This is a genomic window from Streptomyces coacervatus, assembly GCF_029223485.1.
GTDB classification, from domain to species: Bacteria; Actinomycetota; Actinomycetes; order Streptomycetales; family Streptomycetaceae; genus Streptomyces; species Streptomyces coacervatus.
This window is the reverse complement of record NZ_JARHTP010000015.1, coordinates 247,095-267,774: the sequence shown is the minus strand read 5'-3', so window position 1 is coordinate 267,774 and position 20,680 is coordinate 247,095. Positions and strand designations below refer to the sequence as shown.

The following is a 20,680-nucleotide window of genomic DNA, read 5'->3' as shown; positions in this document are numbered from 1 at the left end:
CTCCGGGCATGAACACTGAAGAGACATCACGTTTTGTCCGCCTTCGGGTGGAACTCGTCCTCGAAATCGAGGACGCCGGCGCAGTGACGAAGGCGGCGCTCCAGCGCCTCGCCGGAGAAACCGACATGCCGGCCGACGAGCGGGTGCATGCCGAGGACGCTGTGACGGAAGACACGGCGGAGGCCCTCGCGTATCTCGTCGACCCGTTCGACCTGGTGAGGGAGGTGCCGGGGGTCGACCTCGCGCAGGCCTCCTGGTCGAGCGAGCCGATCGACTACGACCCCGATTCGCCGGAATGGGACATGGACGAGGATGATGTCGACGAAGACGACGAAGACGAGGGGGCCGACGGCGTCTCCTGAGCGGCTTGGGGAATTCGTGACCCCGGGCGGCAACTGCCGTCCGGGGTCTTGTCGTCTCAAGTCGCGCACTGACCGATATCTGCATCACCCGCCCCGGCAGAAGTGGCGTGCCCCACACATGCGGCATATGTGGAACGGGACGAACCGGTCGTAGCGTTGAAGTTCGTTAACGGGGACTCTCGGGCGGTTTTGGGGATACGGCAACGATGGAGAAGCGTGTGATGACGAACAGTAAGCGGCGCAAGGGCCTGGCGGCCGCGTCCGCACTGCTCGGCGGGGTTCTGGTGCTCTCGGCATGCTCCGGCGGCAGCGACAGCAAGGCCTCCGGCGGGAACAACGACACCTCGCAGGCCAAGGCCGACGAGGCGGCGGCCAAGAAGGCGTCCGAGGCCGACATCAAGATCACGCCCAAGGACGGCTCGGACAACGCCTCCATCAACAACTCCGCGGCCGTCACCGTCAGCAAGGGCACGCTCACGGGTGTGACCATGACGACGGAGAGCGGTACCGCCGTGGCCGGCACGCTCTCCGCCGACAAGACCAGCTGGAAGCCGAACGCCCAGCTGGAGCGCTCGACCACCTACAAGGTCGCCGCGCAGGCCAAGGACTCCGACGGCCGTGTCGCGCACGAGAACGCCTCCTTCACGACGGTCGCCCCGGCCCACAGCTTCATAGGCAGCTTCACGCCGGAGGACGGTTCCACCGTCGGCGTGGGCATGCCGGTGTCGATCAACTTCGACAAGGCGATCACCAACAAGGCCGCGGTCCAGAAGGGCATCACGGTCTCCTCCAGCAGCGGCCAGGAGGTCGTCGGACACTGGTTCGGCGCCAACCGCCTCGACTTCCGCCCCCAGGACTACTGGAAGGAGAACTCCACCGTCACGCTGAAGCTCGCGCTCGACGGCGTCGAGGGCGCCTCCGGTGTCACCGGCGTGCAGCAGAAGACGGTCACCTTCCACATCGGCCGCAACCAGGTCTCGTACGTCGACGCGAAGACCAAGCAGATGAAGGTCACGCAGGACGGCAAGACGGTCAAGACCATCCCGATCTCGTCCGGTTCGCCGGAGCACAAGACGTACAACGGCGTCATGGTGATGTCCGAGAAGTACAAGCAGACGCGGATGAACGGCACGACCGTGGGCTTCACGGACAACGACGGCAAGGCCGAGTACGACATCAAGGACGTGCCGCACGCCATCCGGCTCACCAACTCCGGCACCTTCCTGCACGGCAACTACTGGGGTGCGAAGTCCATCTTCGGCTCGGTGAACACCAGCCACGGCTGTGTGGGCCTGTCGGACACCAAGGGCGCCAACGACACCGGCACGCCGGCCTACTGGATGTACACCCACTCGATCGTCGGCGACGTCGTGGTCATCTCCAACACCGGCGACAAGACGGTCCAGCCGGACAACGGCCTCAACGGCTGGAACCTCAGCTGGGCGGACTGGAAGGCCGGTTCGGCCGTCTGACCCGTTCGTAGGTTCATTCGTAGGTTCACAGCTTTCCGATGCCGCCCCCAGGGGCGGCATCGGTGTTTCCGGGGTCCTTCAGGGGCTCTTCTGGGGCCTTTCCGGGCGCGTGCACAGCCTTCTCATGCATCTCTTATGTCGGCCTTATCCAGTCATCACGCGGCGTCCCTAGCTTGCGGCGCATGTTCTTCACCTACCTGAGGCGCGAACTGCGCCGCCGCAGAAAGGCGGCCCTCGTCGTCGCCTCCGGTCTTGCGCTGGGCATCGCGCTCGTCATCGTGGTCAGCTCCGTGTCCTCGGGCATGGGCAAGGCGCAGGACAAGGTCCTCCAGTCGCTGTACGGGCTGGGCACGGACATGACGGTCACCAAGGCGGCGACGCCGACCGCAAGCAACTCCCAGCGTCCCCGCTTCCAGTTCGACGCGCGGAACAACGGCGACGACTCGACGCAGAGCAGCGACCGGGTCATGGTGCAGGGCTTCACGACCCTGGCCTCCTCGACCGTCACCAAGGTCGGGGACCAGAAGGGCGTCTCGTCCGCGGTGGGCGGGCTGAGCCTCAACGTCGTGAAGGTCAACGGCCAGTTCACCCGCGGGCAGTTCCAGCAGAACCAGAACTCCGGCGGCGGCAACGAGCAGGGCGGTCGGGGCGCGGGCGGCGGCACCGGGCAGCCGCAGGGCGAAGTGCAGGGCGGCGGCGCCAACTTCGACATCAACCAGTACACGGTGTACGGCACCGACGTCACCAAGACCGCACTCGGCCCGCTGACCTCGTCGAAGATCACCAGCGGTCGTACCTTCAAGACGACCGAGACGGACGCCAAGGTCGTCGTGGCCGACTCCGCGTACGCCAAGGAGAAGAAGTACAAGGTCGGTTCGACCGTCACCGTCAAGAGCGTCAAGTACAAGGTGATCGGCATCGCGACCGCGGACAGCGGTGACGCGGCGGCCAACCTGTACATCCCGCTGAAGCAGGCGCAGACGCTGGCCGGCGAGAAGAACAAGGTGACCACGGTCTACGTCAAGGCGACCGACTCCCAGCAGATCGACTCCGTCAAGTCGACCATCCAGAAGAACGTTTCCGGTACGACGGTCACGACGTCGACCGACCTCGCGAAGACGGTGTCCGGCTCGCTGTCCACGGCGTCCTCTCTGGCGACCAATGTCGGCAAGTGGCTGTCCATCGCGGTGCTGGTGGCTGCCTTCCTGGTCGCCGGTCTGCTGACGTCCTCGGCCGTGTCCCGCCGGGTGCGGGAGTTCGGGACGCTCAAGGCGCTGGGGTGGAAGTCGGGGCGGGTGACCCGGCAGGTCGTGGGCGAGGCCATGGTGAACGGTCTGCTGGGCGGGGCGCTGGGGATCGGGCTCGGTCTGGCGGGGGCGTATGTCGTGACGTCGGTCAGCCCCACGCTGCAGGCGCAGTTGGGCGGGGGTGGCGGGGGCAATGCGGGTGGTCCCGGTGGCGGCGGCTTCGGCGGCCCCGGCCGGCAGGCGGCGAAGACGCTTGAGGTTGCGCTGACTGCGCCGGTGAGTGTGACGACCATTGCGCTGGCGGTGGCCCTTGCCGTGGCCGGCGGCTTGATCGCGGGTGCCTTCGGCGGCTGGCGGGCGTCGCGGCTCCGTCCGGCGGATGCGCTGAGGCGCGTCGAGTAGCTGACGCCGGCTGAGGAGGGGGCGCTCACCGGCGCTTGCCGGGTGCCGCTCTCTCTGGGTCGGGAGCCGCCCCAGCGGCACGACTGCCCGCAGCTACGGCGGCTACGGCAGCTGAACGGCTTTTAAGGGGCGCGGGGAACTGCGCGACCAGCCCCCACTCACCCGCAGACGAACACGACGCGCACCACCCCAAAACCCTTCCCTCCCCGGAGACCGAAATGTACGAACTCAGAAACGTCACCAAGCGCTACACCCGAGGCAAAGACACCGTGGACGCCCTCGACGGAGTCGAGATCTCCATCGCCGACGGCGACCGCCTCGTCATCCAAGGCCCCACCGGCGGCGGCAAGTCCACCCTCCTCCAGATGCTCGGCGGGCTGGACCGCCCCACATCAGGTGAAGTCGTCCTGGACGGCACCGACTTGGCCAAGCTCTCCGAGGCCAAGCTCACAAAGGTCCGCAGCGAGAACATCGGCTTCGTCTTCCAGTCCTTCAACCTCATCCCGACCCTCACCGCCCAGGAGAACGTCGAGACCGCCCTCGTACCCCTAGGGGTGAAGGCGAAAGACCGCCGGGCGCGGGCCGCCGAGGCGCTGACGTCCGTCGGCCTCGGCGAACGCCTCGGCCACCTCCCCGGCGAGATGTCCGGAGGACAACAGCAGCGAGTCGCGATAGCCAGAGCACTCGTCAAGCAGCCCAAGGTGCTGCTCGCCGACGAACCCACCGGAAATCTCGACGAGTCGATGCGTGACGAGATCATGGAGGTGCTGGAGCGCATGTGGAAGGAGCTCGGGCTGACGTTCATCATGGTCACCCACGACTCCGCGATCGCGAAGAAGGCCCCGCGACTGGCGACGATCCGCAAGGGGAGGATCACGGTCAAGGAGAACGCGGGCGCGTAACAGTCGAGAAGGCCGTCTCTTACCTCCTTCTCATCTATTGAGGTGTCTGATCACCCCCCGGCATACTGCGTGTTCCGGGGGGTGCACGCGTATATGTGTGCGGACTGCCCCCCGGCCGGGTGACAGGGGAAATCTCCCGGCACTTCATCTCCAGGGGGAGACTTGCGCAGACAAGTGAAAAGAGCATGCGCGGCAACCGTTGCCACGGCGGCCGCCGTGGCCCTGGCGGCGGGCATGACCAGCCCGGCGTCCGCGAAGCCGGAGCAGTCGACGGCGACTGCTCCGCAGACTCAGCTCACGTCCAAGCACCGCATCACCCTGATCACCGGCGACCGTGTGGTCGTCGACTCCAAGGGCCGTGTCGTCGGCCTGGAGCGGGCGAAGGGGCGCGAGCACATACCCGTTCAGTTCCGCACGGCCGACGGGCACAAGCTCGTAGTGCCGGCGGACGCGGCCCGGCTGGTCGCCACCGGCAAGCTCGACCAACGGCTGTTCGACATCACCGAGTTGAACAAGTCCGCGACCCGTAGGTCCCAGGCGAAGGGCCTGAAGGTCATCGTCGGCTACCAGGGCTCGGCAACGGCCACCAAGGCCGACGTACGGGATGCTGGCACTCTCCGACGGTCCCTCAAGTCCCTCAACGCAGACGCCGTTCAGACCCCGCAGAAGGAAACGCCCGCGCTGTGGGACGCCGTCACCAGCGGCGGCAAGGCCGCATCCGGCATCGCGCACGTCTGGCTCGACAGCACCCGCAGGGCCAGCCTCGACAAGTCCGTCCCGCAGATCGGCGCCCCGAAGGCTTGGGCCGCCGGCTATGACGGCAAGGGCGTCAAGATCGCCGTACTCGATACGGGCGTCGACGCGACCCACCCGGACCTGAAGACCCAGGTCATCGAGTCCAAGAACTTCTCCACGGCCGCCGACGCCACCGACCACTTCGGCCACGGCACACATGTCGCGTCCATCGCGGCGGGCACCGGCGCCAAGTCGCACGGCAAGTACAAGGGCGTTGCGCCCGGCGCCAAGATCCTCAACGGCAAGGTCCTGGACGACACCGGCTCCGGTGACGACTCCGGCATCCTCGCCGGCATGGAGTGGGCGGCCGAGCAGGGCGCCGACGTCGTCAACCTGAGCCTCGGCGCCCAGGACGCGCCCGGCATCGACCCGCTCGAGGCCGAGGTCAACAAGCTCTCCGAGGAGAAGGGCGTCCTGTTCGCGATCGCCGCGGGCAACTCCGGCCCGGAGTCGATCGGTTCGCCCGGCAGCGCCGAGGACGCGATCACCGTCGGCGCGGTCGACAAGCAGGACAAGCTGGCCGACTTCTCCTCGACCGGCCCGACCGCCGACGGCACGATCAAGCCGGACGTCACCGCCCCCGGCGTGGACATCACGGCCGCCGCGGCCAAGGGCAGCCTCATCGACCAGGAGGTCGGCGAGAACCCGCCCGGCTATCTGACCCTCTCGGGTACGTCGATGGCGACGCCGCATGTCGCGGGCGCCGCGGCGATCCTGAAGCAGGAGCACCCGGACTGGAAGTTCGCTGAGCTCAAGGGCGCGCTGACCGGTTCCGCGAAGGGCGGCAAGTACTCGGCGTTCCAGCAGGGTGCGGGCCGTATCGCCGTCGACCGGGCCATCAAGCAGACGGTGATCGCCGACCCGGTGTCGGTGAGCTTCGGAGTGCAGCAGTGGCCGCACACCGACGACAAGCCGGTCACCAAGCAGGTCACATACCGCAACCTCGGTACGAAGGACGTCACGCTCAACCTGTCCGCCGCCGGCACGGACCCCAAGGGCCACGCGGCTCCGGCGGGCTTCTTCAAGCTCGGCGCGACGAAGGTGACCGTCCCGGCGGGCGGCAAGGCCGCCGTGAACCTGACGGTCAACACCAAGCTGGGCGGCACGCTCGACGGCGCGTACTCCGCGTATGTGACCGCGACGGGCGGCGGCCAGACCGTCCGCACGGCCGCGGGCGTACAGCGCGAGATCCAGTCGTACAGCGTCACGTTCAAGCACATCGGGCGGGACGGAAAGCCGACCGGCGGCTACAACGACATCCTGCTCGGCTACTCGGGCCTGGCCAACGGCCGCGCCTCCCAGGTGACCGTCTCGGACTCCGGTACGACGACGATGCGCCTGCCCAAGGGCAACTACCTGCTGGACTCCTGGATCGCCAAGGACTTCGTGAAGTTCGAGGGCGGCCTCGACTGGCTGGTCCAGCCGAAGCTGAGCGTCACCAAGAACACCACGGTGACGATCGACGCCCGTAGGACCAAGGCGGCCGACATCACGGTGCCGGACGCGTCGGCCAAGCCGTCGTCCGCGTCGATCGACTACCTCTTCGAGCCTGTGGGGCTGCCCCTCGGCTTCAGCACGGACTCCTTCGAGAACATCCGCATCGCAGCGCTCGGTCCCGATGTCCCCAGCGGCCTGAGCCAGACCTGGTACGGGCAGTGGACCAAGGGCTCGGACGCAGAGTACGACGTGGCCACCACCGCCAAGGTCAAGCACGTCGTCGGCGACAAGGTCCGCCACTTCAAGGCGGGCGAGCTCGCCACGGTGAAGAACAACCTCGGTTCCGGAGCCCCCGGAAAGACCGGCGCGCTCCTGCCCGTGGGGCTGTTCCCCGAGGACGTCGTCTTCGGGGGCGGCGTGGAACAGAAGCTGCCGGGCACCCGCACCCTGTACCTGTCGACGTCCGACAAGATCCAGTGGTCCTGGGACTTCGCGCAGTACAAGGGCCATGACGCCGACGGCCTCCCGATCCCGGAGGCGTCGTACACGCTCGGCGACCCGCAGACCTTCAAGGCGGGCCAGAAATACACGAAGACCTTCAACACGGCGGTCTTCGGCCCGCACCTGAACACGTACTTCGGGCTCTTCCGCGACGGCAACAGCATCTACGGCTCCCTTCCGCTGTTCACCGACGGGGCAGGGCACGCCGGGCTCTCGGACTTCACCGCGGTCACCACGACCCTCTACCGCAACGGCACCAAGGTCGGCTCCAACGACGACCCGCTGTTCGGCGAAAAGGAATTCAAGGTCCCGTCCGCCGAGGCCGACTACAAGCTGACGACGTCCGTGAAGCGGAGCGTCAAGGTCGCGGAGGCCTCCACCCGCATCGACGCGAGCTGGACCTTCCGCTCGAAGAAACCGTCCGACATGGCCACGCTGCCCGCGTCCACGGTCCGCTTCCACGCGACCACGGACCTGGACAACAAGGTGGAGGCCGGCAAGACGGTCACCATCCCGGTCACCGTCGAGGGCGCCGCCAAGGGCAGCAACCTCAAGTCACTGTGGGTGTACGTGTCCTACGACTACGGCCAGACCTGGACGAGGGTCGACGTCGTCGGCGGCAAGATCAAGGTGAAGAACCCGGAGAAGGGGCAGGCCATCTCCTTCCACGCCAAGATCACCGACAAGAAGAACAACAAGTCGACGATCTCGATCTACAACGCGTACTACGCGAAGTGAGCCGCAGGTTCGCTGAGCGCTGAGTGAACCGCCCGCCGGAACTGCAGCTTCCGGCGGGCGGTTCGTGTTTCCGTGGGCCCATGACCACACAGACCGTCGAGTACATCCGCTACCGCATCCCGGAAGACCGCTCGGCGGAGTTCCTCGCCGCCTACACCCGTGCCGCCGCCCCGCTCGCCGCGGCTCCGCAGTGCGTCGACTACGAACTCGCCCGCTGCGAGGAGTCCGCCGACAACTTCGCGCACTACGTCCTGCGCATCACGTGGACCTCGACCGAGGATCATGTCGAGGGCTTCCGCAAGTCGGAGCTGTTCGCCGACTTCCTCGCGGAGATCCGGCCGTACGTCGAGAACATCGAGGAGATGCGGCACTACAAGCCGACGACGGTACGGGGCACGGGGGCGTCCGTGCCGACCCTGTACGAATGGGCCGGCGGGGCCGAGGCCTTCTCGCGGCTGACGTCCGCCTTCTACGACAGGGTGCTCAAGGACGACCTCCTCGCCCCGCTCTTCGCCGACCTGGCCCCCGAACACGCCGAGCACGTGGCGCTGTGGCTCGGCGAGGTCTTCGGCGGCCCGCACACCTACTCCCTCACCCAGGGCGGCCACGGCCACATGGTCGCCAAACACTTCGGCAAGCGCATCACCGAGCCCCAGCGCCGCCGCTGGGTGAACCTGATCCAGGACGCGGCGGACGAGGCGGGGCTGCCGGGCGACGCCGAGTTCCGCTCGGCGTTCCTCGCGTATGTGGAGTGGGGGACGAGACTGGCGGTGTACTTCTCCGGCCCGAACGCGAAGCCGCCGGCGGAGCAGCCGGTGCCGAAGTGGAACTGGGGGGCGATGCCGCCGTACCGGGGGTGACCACTCAGCCCGTCCGGCGTTTGAGGACGACGCCGTTCAGGCCGAAGCGGGGGTCTGGGGGCTGCAAGCCCCCAGGGACGGTCGCACCACCACCGGTGCCGCTCAAGCCGACGGTGCCGAATGCCCCGCCCGCGTAGCGTCCGCGCCCCAGCTCGCCAGCAACCGCAACGCCTCCGCCGAAGCAGACCCCGGCTCCGCGTGGTACACGATCAGGCCCTGGTCGTTGCCGTCGGGCAGGGGGAACGACTCGAAGTTCAGGGTCAGATCGCCGACCAGCGGGTGGCGCAGGTGTTTGACGCCGTGGCCCTTCTCCTTGACGTCGTGCGTGGCCCACAGCCGTCTGAACTCCGCGCTCTTGACGGAGAGTTCACCGACCAGGGCGGACAGCCGCGGATCGTCCGGATAGCAGCCCGCCTGCATGCGCAGCAGGGCGACGATGTCGGACGCCTTCTCCTCCCATGCCACGAACAGGTCGCGGTAGGCCGGGTTGAGGAACACCAGCCGGGCCCAGTTCCGCTCCTGCGGCGCCAGCTCCCCCCAGTCACCGAAGACGGCCGCGGCCATCGGGTTCCAGGCGAGGATGTCCGAGTAGCGGCCCCCGACATACGCCGGCACCGAGTCCAGCGTGTCCAGCAGCTGCAGCAGCGACCCCCGCACCTGCTGCGTCCGCGCCGCCGGCTTCTTCTTGTGCTGCTTCGGCTTCGCGAGGTGTGTCAGGTGCGCATGCTCGGCATCGGTCAGTCGCAGCGCCCGCGCGATGGAGTCCAGCACCTCCGCCGACACATTCCGCCCGTTGCCCTGCTCCAGCCGCGTGTAGTACGCCACCGAGACACCCGCGAGCTGCGCCAGTTCCTCGCGCCGCAGCCCGGGCACCCGCCGGTGCCGGCCGAAGTCCGGCAGTCCCACGTCCTCCGGCTTCAGCCGGGCACGCCGGGTGCGCAGAAACTCGCTGAGCTCGGCACGCCGGTCCAGAGCGCCACCGGCGCCTTGTACGGCATCGGGCTGTTCGTCCATACGTCCAGTATTCACGGTCGTACGCACACCATCCTGACCCCGCCAGTGGTAGGCACAGCGGACGTATGCAGGGGTGGGGCCTGGGTGAAGTCCGTACGGTCCGGCATGCTGAACAACGTGCCCGGTCAGACGGAAGTCAGAAGGCAGCCGGGCGCGTAAACCACTGCTAGGAGACCCTCGGCATGACCACTGTCGCCGCGTACGCCGCCCCCGCCGCGAAGGCTCCGCTGGAGCGCACCACCATTGAGCGCCGCGAGGTCCGTGAGTTCGACGTCCTGATCGACATCAAGTTCGCCGGTATCTGCCACTCCGACATCCACCAGGCACAGGAGGGCTGGGGCGAGGCGATCTTCCCCATGGTCCCGGGCCACGAGATCGCGGGCATCGTCGAGGCCGTAGGCTCCGGCGTCACCAGGTTCAAGGTCGGCGACCGCGTCGGCGTCGGCTGCCTGGTCGACTCCTGCCGCGAGTGCGAGAACTGCAAGGCCGGCCAGGAGCAGCACTGCACCGGCGGGAACGTCGGCACGTACAACTCCGTCGGCAAGGACGGCGAGCCCACCTACGGCGGCTACTCGCAGAAGGTCGTCGTCGACGAGAACTTCACCGTCCGCATCCCCGACGGCCTCTCCCTCGACGTGGCCGCTCCGCTGCTCTGCGCGGGCATCACCACGTACTCCCCGCTCAAGCACTGGGGCGCCGGCCCCGGCAAGAAGGTCGCCGTGATCGGCCTGGGCGGCCTCGGCCACATGGGCGTCAAGATCGCGCACGCGCTCGGCGCCGAGGTCACCGTCCTCTCCCAGTCCCTGCGCAAGAAGGACGACGGCCTGAAGCTGGGCGCCGACCACTACTACGCGACCAGCGACGAGAAGACCTTCCAGGAACTGGCGGGCACCTTCGACGTCATCCTCTCCACGGTCTCGGCACCGCTGAACTTCGGCGCGTACCTGAGCCTGCTGAAGACGGGCGGCGCGCTGGTGAACGTGGGCGCCCCCGAGGAGCCCATCGCCCTCAACCTCTTCTCCCTCATCGGCGGCAACAAGACCCTGGCCGGTTCGATGATCGGCGGTATCGCCGAGACCCAGGAGATGCTCGACTTCTGCGCCGAGCACAGCCTGGGCGCCGAGATCGAGCTGATCGAGGCGAGCCAGATCAACGAGGCGTACCAGCGTGTCGTGGACTCGGACGTCCGCTACCGCTTCGTGATCGACACGGCCACGATCTGAGCCACACGATCTGAGCCACACGATCTGAGTCACACCGCATGACCGAGGGCCCCGGAGCCGCACTGCTCCGGGGCCCTCAGCGTGTCCCCGTACGCCGCCCCAGCAGCCACAGCAGGTACGGCCCGCCGACGAGCGAGGTCAGCGCGCCGACCGGGATCTCCAGTGGCGGCAGCAGGGTGCGGGCGACGAGATCGGCGGCGACAAGGACGACCGCCCCGGTCAACGCGGCGTTCACGAGCGGCAGTTGGGGCGTACGGGTGAGCCGCCGGGCCAGCTGGGGCGCGGTGAGCGCCACGAACCCGATCGGTCCCGCCGCCCCCGTCGCCGTCGCGGCGAGCACCACACCGAGCACGGTGAGACCGAGCCGCACCCGGTCCACCCGTACCCCGAGGGCGGCCGCGGTGTCGGGATCGAGCCCGAGCGGCCTGAGCATCCGCCCGGCCCACACCAGCCCGGGCAACGACACCAGCAGTACGACACCCAGGGGCCCCGCCTGCTCCCAGCCCCGCCCGTTCAGACTCCCGGTCAGCCACAGCTTGACCTGCTCGGCGGCCTCCAACTCGCTGTCGGTCAGATACAGCTGTACGACGGCGGACAGCGCGACCCCGATCCCGACACCGGTGAGCACGAACCGGCCCGGCTGCATACCGCGCTGCCAGGCCAGCACATAGACGAGCGCGGCGGCAGCGAGTCCGCCCGCGACGGAGACGACGGGCAGTGAGCCGGGGGCCGTGACGGCACCAGTGGCGAGCGCAAGCACGGTCGCGGCGGCGGCCCCATGCCCGACCCCGATGACATCGGGACTGGCGAGCGGATTCCGCGTGACGCTCTGCACCAAGGCCCCGGCGACTCCGAGCGCGGCTCCCACAAGCGCCCCGAGCACAATCCGCGGCACACGCAACTCCGTGACGACGAGCTCATGGGGCCCGGATCCGGTGCGGAGGGTCCGCCAGACCTCGGCGGGCGGGATGTAGGTCTGGCCGAGGGAGGCGGAGCCGAACATGACGGCGGCGAGGAACACCAGGAGGACGGCCGCCACGAGGGCGGAACGGCGGGGGAGGAGGAGGGAGACCCGGGGGTGGGGCCGGAGGACGGCGAAGCCGCTCGCCAGCGTAGCTGCGGGCCGCCGCGCCGCTTCAGCTGCCGCCGTGGCTGCGGGCGGTCGTGCCGCCTCAGCCGCCCCCGTAGCTGCGGGCAGTCGTGCCGCTGGGGCGGCTCCCGACCCAAAGAGAGCGGCACCCCGCAAGCGCCGGGTTGCGCGACCGCCCTCCGCCCAGCCCCGACGCCGCGCACTGCTCACGAAACCGCGCCTTTCCGCCGTACAAGAAAGACCAGCACAGGCACACCCACCAGCGCAGTCATCACCCCCGCCGGCACCTCCGCAGGAGCCCGCACCACTCGCCCGGCGACATCCGCAGCGAGCAGCAATGCCGCCCCCAGCAAGGCCGACAACGGCAGCACCCCTCGATACCCGCCCCCCACCACCCGCCGAGCCAGATGCGGCACCGCAAGCCCCACAAACGCGATCGGCCCGGCGGCAGCCACCGCCGCAGCGGTCATCAGCGTCGCCCCCAGCGCAGCCACCCCCCGCACCACCTGCACCCGATGCCCCAGCCCCCGAGCCGTCTCGTCCCCGAGCGCCAACGCGTCCAACCCCCGCGCACACCCCAGCACCAGCACCGCCCCGACCACCAGAAACGGCAGCATCCGTACGACCGTCCCCGCATCCCGCCCGCTCAACGCACCGACCTGCCAGAACCGGAACTGGTCCAGCGTCGCCGAACTCGACGTCAGCACAACGGTCGTCCCACCGGCGGTCATCGCGGACAGAGCAGTACCGGCAAGCGCCAGCTTCACCGGGGAGGCCCCACCCCGCCCCCGCGCAGCGATCGCGTACACCAGGCATGCGGCGACGACGGCGCCGGCGAAGGCGTACCAGACGTAGCCGCCGAAGCCGTTCGCGAGCCCGAGGGCGATGGCCAGCACGACCCCCGCCGCGGCCCCCTGGCTCAGCCCGAGGATCCCCGGGTCGGCGAGCGGGTTGCGGGTGACCGCCTGCAGTGCGGCGCCCGCGACGCCCAGCGCGGCTCCCGCCGTCAGCCCGACCTCGGTCCGCGGCAGCCGCAGCGACCGTACGACCAAGGCGTCCGCCGAACTCCCGCCGTGCAGCAGGGCGTCGAGCACGGCGGACGGCGGCACCGGACGGGTGCCTACGGCGAGGCTGAGCAGGGCCGCGAGGGCCGGCGCGAGGACGGCAGCGGGCCACGCGAGACGTCGGCCCACAAGCGTCACCGACCTCACTTGCCGAGGTGCTCGGCGAGCTGTCGTACGACCAGACGCGCGGCCGTGGGACCGGCGTTGAGGTACCAGGGATCGTCGTCGACCTTGACGGCATGCCCGGCGGTGACGGCCTTCATCGACTTCCACAGCGGCCCGGCGACGATGCTCGCCGCGTCGGTCTTGTTCACATCCCCCTGCACCGAGTAGAAGATCCAGTCACCGTCGGCGGTGTCGATGCTCTCCGCGCCGACGTCCTCCGAAATGGCCTTGAACTGCTGCGACTTGGGCCGCTTCAGCCCCATGTCGACGGCGATGGACCCGGTGAAGGACGAGACGCCGAACATTCGGGTGCGGTCGGGCGTGAAGCGCACCATGGAGACGGCAGGGTCCCCCTCGACCGCCTTCCCCTTCTCCGCAGCCCCGGCAACGATGTCATCCAGCAGCTTCTGCGCCGCCTGCCCCTTGCCGACGGCCTCGCCGACCAGCAGCAGGTCCCGCTTCCAGTTGATGCCGTTGCCGGCGGTGATCACGGTGGGCGCGATCTTCGACAGTTTGGGGTAGAGGTCGCCGAGCGAGTCGTTGGCCAGGATCAGGTCGGGCTTGGCGGCAGCCAGGGTCTCCAGGTTGGGCGCCTGTCGTGTGCCCGCGTCGGTCAGGCCGGCCAGCTTCGACTTGTATGCGGGGAAGGCGTCCGCGAGATAGCCGGGGACGAGACCGGCGTTGTCGGCGCGGGTGGTGGCCGTCGGCACGATCCCGAGGGAGAGCAGGTCGTCGAGCTGCCCGGTGCTGAGCACGGCGATCTTCCTGGGCGCGGCCTTGACGGTCGTCTTCCCCTCGAAGTGCGTCACCGTCCGCGGGAACGCCCCGTCCTTGTCCGTGTCCGCACCCATGCCGTCGGCGAGCACGCTCGGTGCGGCGGAGGGCCCCGCGGTGGCGCCGATGACCTGGTTGCGCGCGCCGTCCCCCTTCTTGGCGTTCTTGGTGCCGTCCGCACCGCTGCCCGATGACGAGCACCCGGCCAGCAGCCCTCCGACAACGCCCGCGGCCAGAACGGCCTTCACACCCACCACTGCACGCACGACTGCTCCGATCCATTTGCTAAGGCAAGCCTTACCTTAGCTTCTCTTCGGAGTATGTTGGGAATGAGGAGGCCCACACGATGAACGTGCAGCTGAACCACACCATCGTCGCCGCGCACGACAAGAAGGCATCGGCCCAGTTCCTCGCCGACATCCTGGGACTGGAGGCAAGCCCGCCGTGGGGCCCCTTCGTCCCCGTCGACATCCCGAACGGCGTGACCCTCGACTACATGGAGACGTCCGGCGACATCACACCGCAGCACTACGCGTTCCTGGTCTCCGAGGACGACTTCGACACGATCTTCGCCCGCATCCAGGACGCAGGACTGCCCTACTGGGCGGACCCGTACCACCACCGCAGCGGCGAGATCAACCACAACGACGGCGGCCGGGGCGCGTACTTCGACGACCCCAGCGGCCACAACCTGGAGATCCTCACCAGGCCGTACGGCAGCGGGAGTTGACCGGCCGGACCGACGTCTTCGTCTTCGCCTAGGCCTTCGCCTGCCGAGTTCTTTCCGACCGCCTGTCACACTGCTCCGCCGCGCCGCGTCATACCCGCGAAGGCACAAGACGGCAGGCGCCACGGACCCCCGACTTCGGGCGCCATGAGCTTTGGAGCAGTGCATCATGACGTCACCCATCCTGGTCACCGGCGGCACGGGCACCCTGGGCGGCCATGTGGTCCCCCTCCTGCAGGCAGCCGGCCGCGAGGTGCGCGTGCTGAGCCGGAGCGCTCGTTCTGCCGCGGACGGCATCGAGTACGTCACCGGCGACCTTCTGAAGGGCGAGGGCATCCGGGCCGCCGTCTCCGGCACGGACACGGTGCTGCACCTCGCGGGCGGCCAGAAGGGCGACGACGAGGCGACCCGCACTCTGGTACGGGCGGCGCAGGCATCCGGCGTCCGGCACCTGATCTACATCTCCGTCATCGGGGCGGACCGCGTCCCGCTGGCCTGGATGCGCACCAAGCTGGACTCGGAGCGCGCCGTCGCCGACTCGGGCATCCCATGGACGACGCTGCGCGCGGCCCAGTTCCACGACCTGGCGCTGACGATGGTGGAGAAGATGACCAGGCTCCCCGTCCTCCCGGCCCCCGGCGGCCTCCGTCTCCAGCCGGTCGACTCCCGCGAAGTCGCCGCCAGACTGGCCGAGTTGACCCTGGGCGACCCCGCGGGCCTGATCCCGGACCTCGCGGGCCCCAGGCTCTACGACATCCCCGCCCTGGCCCTCCCGTACCTCGAACTCCGCGGCAGGCGCCCGCGTCCGAAGCTGCGGGTCCGTATCCCGGGGAAGGCGGGGCGGGCGTACCGGGCGGGGGAGAACCTCACGCCGGCGGGCGCGGAGGTCGGGAAGCGGACGTGGGAGGAGTTCCTGGCGGAGCGACTGCGCTGACGGCTCCCTTCCGTCAGGCGCGCAGCCCCGTGAGGCCGTCGTAGGCGGACATGACGAGGTCCAGACCCCGGGTGTCGTCCGCCGGTTCGCGCATCTGGTTCGTCACGTACGCCACCACCATCCGCGCCTCGGGTTCGATCATCACCAGCGAGCCGCCCCAGCCGCCCCACCCGTAGGTGCTGCCGAACAGCCCGTAGCCCAGGCCCCAGCGCACCGACATGCCCAGCACCCGGTCCTCGCCGCTGAACTGCTCCTCCCAGGCGCGGTCACACCCCGCCTGCGACAGCAGCCGCACTCCGCGCACCGTCCCTCCGCAAGCCATCGCCGACTGCACCAGGGCGACCGACCGGGCGTTGCCGAATCCGCTCGCCGCGGGGATCTGGGCACGGCGCCAGGCGACGCTGTTGCCGTCCCGGACCCGCATGGCAGTCCCGGCGGAGGGCGTCGAACCGTTGCCGGGCGCACTCGCCGTGTACTCCTGGTCCCGTCCCGGCGGCGGAACCGTGAGCGCCACACGCCGGTCGTGCTCGGCGGCCAGCCCGATGTGGAAGTCCGCGCCCAGCGGCCCGGCGATTTCGTCGGCGAAGAACTCACCCACGCTCCGCCCGCTGATCCGCCACACGACCTCGCCGACGAGGAACCCCTGGGTGAGCGAGTGGTACCCGGCCGCACTGCCCGGCTCCCACTCGGGAGCCTGCGCGACGAGCCGCGCCGTGGCGGCCGGCCAGTCGTAGATCTCCTCGACCGGCCCGTCCCAGTGGGGCAGACCCGCGGTGTGCGAGAGCAGATGCCGCACCAGCACGCCCCCCTTGCCCGCCACGGCGAACTCCGGCCAGTACCGGGCCACGGGCGCATCGAGGTCGAGCTCGCCCCGGTCGGCCAGGACGAGCGCGCACAGCGCCGTCATGGTCTTGGTGACGGAGAAGACGTTGACGATCGTGTCCCGCTCCCACGGCACGGTGCGCTGGGCGTCGGCGAACCCGCCCCACACGTCCACCACCGGTTCGCCGTCCACAAAGACGGCAACCGAGCCGCCCGTGTCCCCGGCGTCCAGCAACTCCGCCAGCGCATTGGGCACCGCGGTGAACAGACCGTCGTACGAGCCCTGAATGTCAGCCATGTGAGGCATTAGCCCGCATCGGCACGCGACGCGGCAACCGAATTTGCGGCGGTCGGCTGTTGCTCGCCGAGCGGGCGCAGGTGGGCGAGCAACTCGTCCGCCGCAGGGTACGGCCGCTCCTGCGGGAGCAGCCGAGCCGCGGAGTCGAGGTCACCGCTGCCCGCGTACGCGTGTATCTCTCGGGCCAGCGGGGTCACATCACTGATGGCGACCGTCCACTCGTCCGCGTAACGTCGTACGGCCTCACCGGAGAGGCCGAGTTGCAGCGACCGGTACGGCAGGGGCTGCAGCCGCAGATCCCGCTCGGGATCCCACTGCACCCGGGCCGGTGCCCTCTTCAACTCACGCTGCCAGGCCGCCTGGTCGGCGTGCACCGCGCGGACATAACTCGACAGACACGCATGACGCAGCGCCCACTCGAAGCCGTCCCGGCTGATCTCGACAGCCAGCACGGTCTCCTGGCCCGCCTTCGTGCCCCAGCCGCAGCGGTACATCATCCACAGGAACGACGGCTTGATCCATGTCATCCGGTCCCGCTTCCACGCGGCGGGGAAGCGCCCCTCACGGACGGCGGGCAGGCCGATTTCCGGCGGGTACGCCTGGTAGACGGTGATCGTTGACTCTGCGTAGACCGCACGGACCTCGCGCTGCGGATCTTCCATGGCATACAGCGTGGGGCCGGCCGCCCCGGGCGGCCACCGAATTTCGACCGCCCTTCGCGAGAGGGGCGCGGGGCAGGTCGGACTGGCATGGAATCGCTTGGCGCCCTCGCGCGTTGAGGGCTGTGGGTGTGGGATGCCGGTGGTGTGCGAGCCGAGCCGCCCGAGTGACCGAGCCGACAGACGTTGGAGGGGCCGTAATGGCTGTACAGACGCAGAGGGCCGTGCTGGCCGGTGGATGCTTCTGGGGGATGGAGGAGCTGATCCGCCGGCTCCCGGGCGTGACGGCGACCCGGGTCGGATACACGGGGGGTGACGTGCCGAACGCGACGTACCGTAACCATGGCACGCACGCGGAGGCCATTGAGATCCTTTTCGACCCCTCGAAGACCGACTTCCGCGCGCTCCTGGAGTTCTTCTTCCAGATCCACGACCCGAGCACCAAGAACCGCCAGGGCAACGACATCGGCCTCAGCTACCGCTCGGCGATCTACTACGTGGACGACGAGCAGAAGCGCATCGCCGAGGACACGATCGCGGATGTGGATGCCTCCGGGCTGTGGCCCGGCAAGGTCGTCACCGAGGTGGAGCCGGTCGGTCCCTTCTGGGAGGCCGAGCCCGAGCACCAGGACTACCTGCAGCGTTACCCGAACGGCTACACCTGCCACTTCCCGCGCCCGGGATGGCGGCTGCCCGCCCGCACGGAGGGCTGACTGCCAGGCGGCCCTGCCCGCTCAGTGCGGCAGCGTCGCCGGGCTGCCGCCGTTCGCCTCGTAGCCCGCCACCGCCAGCGCCCGGTAGACCGCGAACTCCGCCGCCGGGTCGGCGGACAGGGTCCAGGGGAGGGCGCCGACATGGCCGTCGATGTGTATCAGTTGGTTCATGGCCTCCGCCCAGCGTTCCGCGCGTACCAGGAAGAAGACCAGCAGGTGGCGCACATGCGCCAGCATCGGGTCGTCGGCGCGGGCCGAGTGGACCGCGTGCAGCGCTCCGTGGATCGCCTTCGTGACGACCTCGCTCTGGTAGAAGCTGCTGACCAGGTTCACCTCGGGGAGATGCTCGAAGACCGCGAACAGGGGCATGGCGGCGAGCAGGGAACCCTGGGGTGCGCGCGCGGCCGCCGCCTCCGCGAAGGAGTTCGCCAGCTCGCGCGAACCGTGCCACTTCTCGCACCAGTAGTGCAGCGCGGCCAGATGCGCGCCCATATGGGCCGGGGCACGGTCGAGGATCTTCAGCCAGAGCTGCTCGAACTCCGGCTGGGAGTACGCCAGTCCGCGGGCCACCGACAGCTCGATGATGTACGGGACCTGGTCACCGGGGGCCAGCAGCGCCGCGTCGCCGCACGCCGACCTCGCCTCCTCCATGATGATCCGGAACTCGTCCGTGCCCGGCGTCGACGTCCGCCACGCCTGCTGGACCAGGAACTCCGCGTGCACCGCCGCACCGCCCGCGTCCTTGGGCTGCTCGGCCCGCCACACCCGCAGCCACTGCCCGCCCGGCATCTCGCTGACCCCGCCGGGCCGCTGCTGCAGCTCCAGCGAGGCGGCGCCCGCGAAGGCCTGCACACGCTGCCAGCGCAGCTCGCCCTCCGCTTCCGTGCCGGCCAGCAGCTGCGCGGCCGCGTGGTGGTCCTGGGTGCGCTGCACCAGGTCCAGGACGTCCAGCAGGTCCTGGTCGGGGCCGGGCATGCGGACGTCCAGCTCCTCCTCGCGCACGAATCCGTAGTTCGCGGGGTCGGCGGCGTCCGGGTGACCGGCCGGGACCTGCTCGATCATGCCCCGCCTGCGCCGCATCACCGGGAGCAGCACGAAGCCCAGCATGACGACCGCGATCAGGACCCAGAGAATCTCCATGCCACAAGCGTTCCAGACGCCGCTGACAATTGGCGAACCCGGTCGGCGCACCTGTGGAAAACTCCGCGAGCCCGACGCGGGGACCGAGGGAAAACCCGGCAGTACGGCCTTCCTCGTCCCGCCGTCCGGCGCCCGCTCCGCCAGCGCACTACGCTCGGTCCACATGAGCGACAGCCACATCAGTCAGCACTTCGAGACCCTCGCGATCCACGCGGGCAACACCGCCGACCCCCTCACCGGCGCGGTCGTCCCGCCGATCTACCAGACCTCGACCTACAAGCAGGACGGCGTCGGCGGGCTGCGCGGCGGCTACGAGTACAGCCGTAGCGCCAACCCCACCAGGACCGCCCTGGAAGAGAACCTCGCGGCACTTGAGGGCGGCCGCCGCGGTCTTGCGTTCGCGTCCGGACTGGCGGCCGAGGACTGCCTGTTGCGTACGCTGCTCAGCCCCGGTGACCACGTGGTCATCCCCAATGACGCGTACGGCGGCACGTTCCGTCTGTTCGCGAAGGTCGTCGCCCGGTGGGGGGTGGAGTGGTCGGTCGCCGACACCAGCGATCCGTCGGCCGTACGGGCCGCCATCACCCCCAAGACCAAGGCCGTGTGGGTGGAGACCCCCTCCAACCCGCTGCTCGGCATCACCGACATCGCCGCGGTCGCCCAGATCGCCAGGGACGCGGGCGCAAAGCTCGTCGTCGACAACACCTTCGCCACGCCGTACCTGCAGCAGCCGCTGGCGCTCGGCGCGGACGTCGTCGTGCACTCCCTGACCAAGTACATGGGCGGCCACTCCGACGTCGTCGGCGGTGCGCTGATCGCCGCCGACCCCGAGCTGGGCGACGAGCTGGCCTACCACCAGAACGCGATGGGCGCGGTCGCCGGGCCCTTCGACTCCTGGCTGGTGCTGCGCGGCGCCAAGACGCTGTCGGTGCGCATGGACCGGCACAGCGAGAACGCCACCAAGGTCGCCGACATGCTCACCCGGCACGCACGCGTGACGCGCGTTCTGTACCCGGGCCTGCCCGAGCACCCCGGTCACGAGGTCGCCGCCAAGCAGATGCGGGCCTTCGGCGGCATGGTCTCCTTCCAGGTCGAGGGCGGCGAGGAGGCGGCCGTCGAGGTCTGCAACCGCACCAAGGTGTTCACGCTCGGCGAGTCCCTGGGCGGCGTCGAGTCGCTGGTCGAGCACCCCGGGCGCATGACGCACGCGTCCGTGGTCGGCTCGGCCCTCGAAGTGCCCGGCGATCTCGTACGCCTCTCCGTGGGCATCGAGAACGTCGAGGACCTCCTGGAGGACCTGCAGCAGGCACTCGGCTGAGCGCTCCGCGGGCTGTGTCGATG

At 69.4% G+C, this 20,680-nt stretch carries 18 protein-coding genes; 11 read left to right on the top strand and 7 right to left on the bottom strand.

Annotation, left to right across the window (positions count from 1 at the left end; translation table 11 throughout):
• The first annotated feature begins 8 nt into the window (after positions 1-8).
• From P2Q00_RS33235 to P2Q00_RS33210, 6 genes are all read left to right on the top strand, one after another.
• A complete protein-coding gene (locus P2Q00_RS33235) occupies positions 9-362 on the top strand; it encodes a hypothetical protein (RefSeq protein WP_275777207.1) in 354 nt (117 codons plus the stop codon).
• A 206-nt stretch (positions 363-568) separates the two neighbouring features.
• Positions 569-1,834 carry a L,D-transpeptidase gene (locus P2Q00_RS33230; protein WP_275777205.1) on the top strand — a complete coding sequence of 422 codons (1,266 nt, stop codon included), beginning with the start codon at positions 569-571 and terminating at the stop codon, positions 1,832-1,834.
• A 182-nt stretch (positions 1,835-2,016) separates the two neighbouring features.
• Positions 2,017-3,483, top strand: a complete 1,467-nt coding sequence (locus P2Q00_RS33225; protein ID WP_275777203.1) for an ABC transporter permease — start codon at positions 2,017-2,019, stop codon at positions 3,481-3,483.
• 218 nt (positions 3,484-3,701) lie between these two features.
• A complete protein-coding gene (locus P2Q00_RS33220; protein ID WP_275777201.1) occupies positions 3,702-4,385 on the top strand; it encodes an ABC transporter ATP-binding protein in 684 nt (227 codons plus the stop codon).
• A gap of 174 nt (positions 4,386-4,559) precedes the next feature.
• Positions 4,560-7,856, top strand: coding sequence for a S8 family peptidase (locus P2Q00_RS33215; RefSeq protein WP_275777199.1), 3,297 nt, complete (start codon positions 4,560-4,562; stop codon positions 7,854-7,856).
• An 80-nt stretch (positions 7,857-7,936) separates the two neighbouring features.
• Positions 7,937-8,716: a group II truncated hemoglobin gene (locus P2Q00_RS33210; RefSeq protein ID WP_275777197.1), complete on the top strand. Its 780-nt coding sequence runs from the start codon at positions 7,937-7,939 to the stop codon at positions 8,714-8,716.
• A 102-nt stretch (positions 8,717-8,818) separates the two neighbouring features.
• On the opposite strand, the gene P2Q00_RS33205 is transcribed toward P2Q00_RS33210, so the two are convergent.
• Positions 8,819-9,730: a helix-turn-helix domain-containing protein gene (locus P2Q00_RS33205; RefSeq protein WP_275777195.1), complete on the bottom strand. Its 912-nt coding sequence runs from the start codon at positions 9,728-9,730 to the stop codon at positions 8,819-8,821.
• Positions 9,731-9,912: 182 nt separating this feature from the next.
• Here P2Q00_RS33205 and P2Q00_RS33200 point away from each other — a divergent pair, with 182 nt between their 5' ends.
• On the top strand, positions 9,913-10,953 hold the full coding sequence (locus tag P2Q00_RS33200; protein ID WP_275777194.1) for an NAD(P)-dependent alcohol dehydrogenase: 1,041 nt from the start codon (positions 9,913-9,915) through the stop codon (positions 10,951-10,953).
• 76 nt (positions 10,954-11,029) lie between these two features.
• Here the strand turns inward: P2Q00_RS33200 and P2Q00_RS33195 are convergent, their stop codons facing one another.
• The 3 genes from P2Q00_RS33195 to P2Q00_RS33185 all read right to left on the bottom strand — a co-directional run bounded on the left by P2Q00_RS33195 (position 11,030) and on the right by P2Q00_RS33185 (position 14,312).
• Entirely contained in the window at positions 11,030-11,992 is a 963-nt protein-coding gene (locus P2Q00_RS33195; protein ID WP_425579637.1) for a FecCD family ABC transporter permease, read from the bottom strand.
• Positions 11,993-12,249: 257 nt separating this feature from the next.
• Positions 12,250-13,236 (bottom strand): FecCD family ABC transporter permease, encoded by a 987-nt coding sequence (locus P2Q00_RS33190; RefSeq protein ID WP_275777192.1) that lies wholly within the window; start codon positions 13,234-13,236, stop codon positions 12,250-12,252.
• 14 nt (positions 13,237-13,250) lie between these two features.
• Positions 13,251-14,312, bottom strand: a complete 1,062-nt coding sequence (locus tag P2Q00_RS33185) for an ABC transporter substrate-binding protein (RefSeq protein WP_275777191.1) — start codon at positions 14,310-14,312, stop codon at positions 13,251-13,253.
• 80 nt (positions 14,313-14,392) lie between these two features.
• On the opposite strand from P2Q00_RS33185, the gene P2Q00_RS33180 reads away from it, so the two are divergent.
• Together P2Q00_RS33180 and P2Q00_RS33175 are read left to right on the top strand one after the other, a co-directional pair.
• The gene (locus tag P2Q00_RS33180) at positions 14,393-14,776 is read left to right on the top strand and encodes a VOC family protein (protein ID WP_275777190.1); all 384 of its coding nucleotides are present in this window, start codon (positions 14,393-14,395) and stop codon (positions 14,774-14,776) included.
• A 166-nt stretch (positions 14,777-14,942) separates the two neighbouring features.
• The gene (locus tag P2Q00_RS33175) at positions 14,943-15,707 is read left to right on the top strand and encodes an SDR family oxidoreductase (protein WP_275777188.1); all 765 of its coding nucleotides are present in this window, start codon (positions 14,943-14,945) and stop codon (positions 15,705-15,707) included.
• A gap of 13 nt (positions 15,708-15,720) precedes the next feature.
• Here P2Q00_RS33175 and P2Q00_RS33170 read toward each other — a convergent pair whose 3' ends face one another.
• Together P2Q00_RS33170 and P2Q00_RS33165 are read right to left on the bottom strand one after the other, a co-directional pair.
• A complete protein-coding gene (locus tag P2Q00_RS33170) occupies positions 15,721-16,827 on the bottom strand; it encodes a serine hydrolase domain-containing protein (RefSeq protein WP_275777187.1) in 1,107 nt (368 codons plus the stop codon).
• A gap of 8 nt (positions 16,828-16,835) precedes the next feature.
• Positions 16,836-17,489, bottom strand: a complete 654-nt coding sequence (locus P2Q00_RS33165; RefSeq protein WP_275777186.1) for a DUF4291 domain-containing protein — start codon at positions 17,487-17,489, stop codon at positions 16,836-16,838.
• A gap of 197 nt (positions 17,490-17,686) precedes the next feature.
• Between P2Q00_RS33165 and msrA the strand changes: the two genes are divergently transcribed.
• Positions 17,687-18,199, top strand: a complete 513-nt coding sequence (gene msrA / locus P2Q00_RS33160; RefSeq protein ID WP_275777185.1) for a peptide-methionine (S)-S-oxide reductase MsrA — start codon at positions 17,687-17,689, stop codon at positions 18,197-18,199.
• A gap of 21 nt (positions 18,200-18,220) precedes the next feature.
• On the opposite strand, the gene P2Q00_RS33155 is transcribed toward msrA, so the two are convergent.
• The gene (locus P2Q00_RS33155; protein ID WP_275777183.1) at positions 18,221-19,339 is read right to left on the bottom strand and encodes a hypothetical protein; all 1,119 of its coding nucleotides are present in this window, start codon (positions 19,337-19,339) and stop codon (positions 18,221-18,223) included.
• A gap of 163 nt (positions 19,340-19,502) precedes the next feature.
• Between P2Q00_RS33155 and P2Q00_RS33150 the strand changes: the two genes are divergently transcribed.
• The gene (locus tag P2Q00_RS33150; RefSeq protein ID WP_275777182.1) at positions 19,503-20,657 is read left to right on the top strand and encodes a cystathionine gamma-synthase; all 1,155 of its coding nucleotides are present in this window, start codon (positions 19,503-19,505) and stop codon (positions 20,655-20,657) included.
• Positions 20,658-20,680 lie beyond the last annotated feature (23 nt).

Bases quoted from the DNA above. Each gene is read 5' to 3' on its own strand.
- P2Q00_RS33235 (WP_275777207.1), top strand. From the start codon at position 9: ATGAACACTGAAGAGACATCACGTTTTGTCCGCCTTCGGGTGGAACTC.
- P2Q00_RS33230 (WP_275777205.1), top strand. From the start codon at position 569: ATGGAGAAGCGTGTGATGACGAACAGTAAGCGGCGCAAGGGCCTGGCG.
- P2Q00_RS33225 (WP_275777203.1), top strand. From the start codon at position 2,017: ATGTTCTTCACCTACCTGAGGCGCGAACTGCGCCGCCGCAGAAAGGCG.
- P2Q00_RS33220 (WP_275777201.1), top strand. From the start codon at position 3,702: ATGTACGAACTCAGAAACGTCACCAAGCGCTACACCCGAGGCAAAGAC.
- P2Q00_RS33210 (WP_275777197.1), top strand. From the start codon at position 7,937: ATGACCACACAGACCGTCGAGTACATCCGCTACCGCATCCCGGAAGAC.
- P2Q00_RS33205 (WP_275777195.1), bottom strand. From the start codon at position 9,730: ATGGACGAACAGCCCGATGCCGTACAAGGCGCCGGTGGCGCTCTGGAC.
- P2Q00_RS33200 (WP_275777194.1), top strand. From the start codon at position 9,913: ATGACCACTGTCGCCGCGTACGCCGCCCCCGCCGCGAAGGCTCCGCTG.
- P2Q00_RS33180 (WP_275777190.1), top strand. From the start codon at position 14,393: ATGAACGTGCAGCTGAACCACACCATCGTCGCCGCGCACGACAAGAAG.
- P2Q00_RS33175 (WP_275777188.1), top strand. From the start codon at position 14,943: ATGACGTCACCCATCCTGGTCACCGGCGGCACGGGCACCCTGGGCGGC.
- P2Q00_RS33170 (WP_275777187.1), bottom strand. From the start codon at position 16,827: ATGGCTGACATTCAGGGCTCGTACGACGGTCTGTTCACCGCGGTGCCC.
- P2Q00_RS33165 (WP_275777186.1), bottom strand. From the start codon at position 17,489: ATGGAAGATCCGCAGCGCGAGGTCCGTGCGGTCTACGCAGAGTCAACG.
- msrA (WP_275777185.1), top strand. From the start codon at position 17,687: ATGGCTGTACAGACGCAGAGGGCCGTGCTGGCCGGTGGATGCTTCTGG.
- P2Q00_RS33155 (WP_275777183.1), bottom strand. From the start codon at position 19,339: ATGGAGATTCTCTGGGTCCTGATCGCGGTCGTCATGCTGGGCTTCGTG.
- P2Q00_RS33150 (WP_275777182.1), top strand. From the start codon at position 19,503: ATGAGCGACAGCCACATCAGTCAGCACTTCGAGACCCTCGCGATCCAC.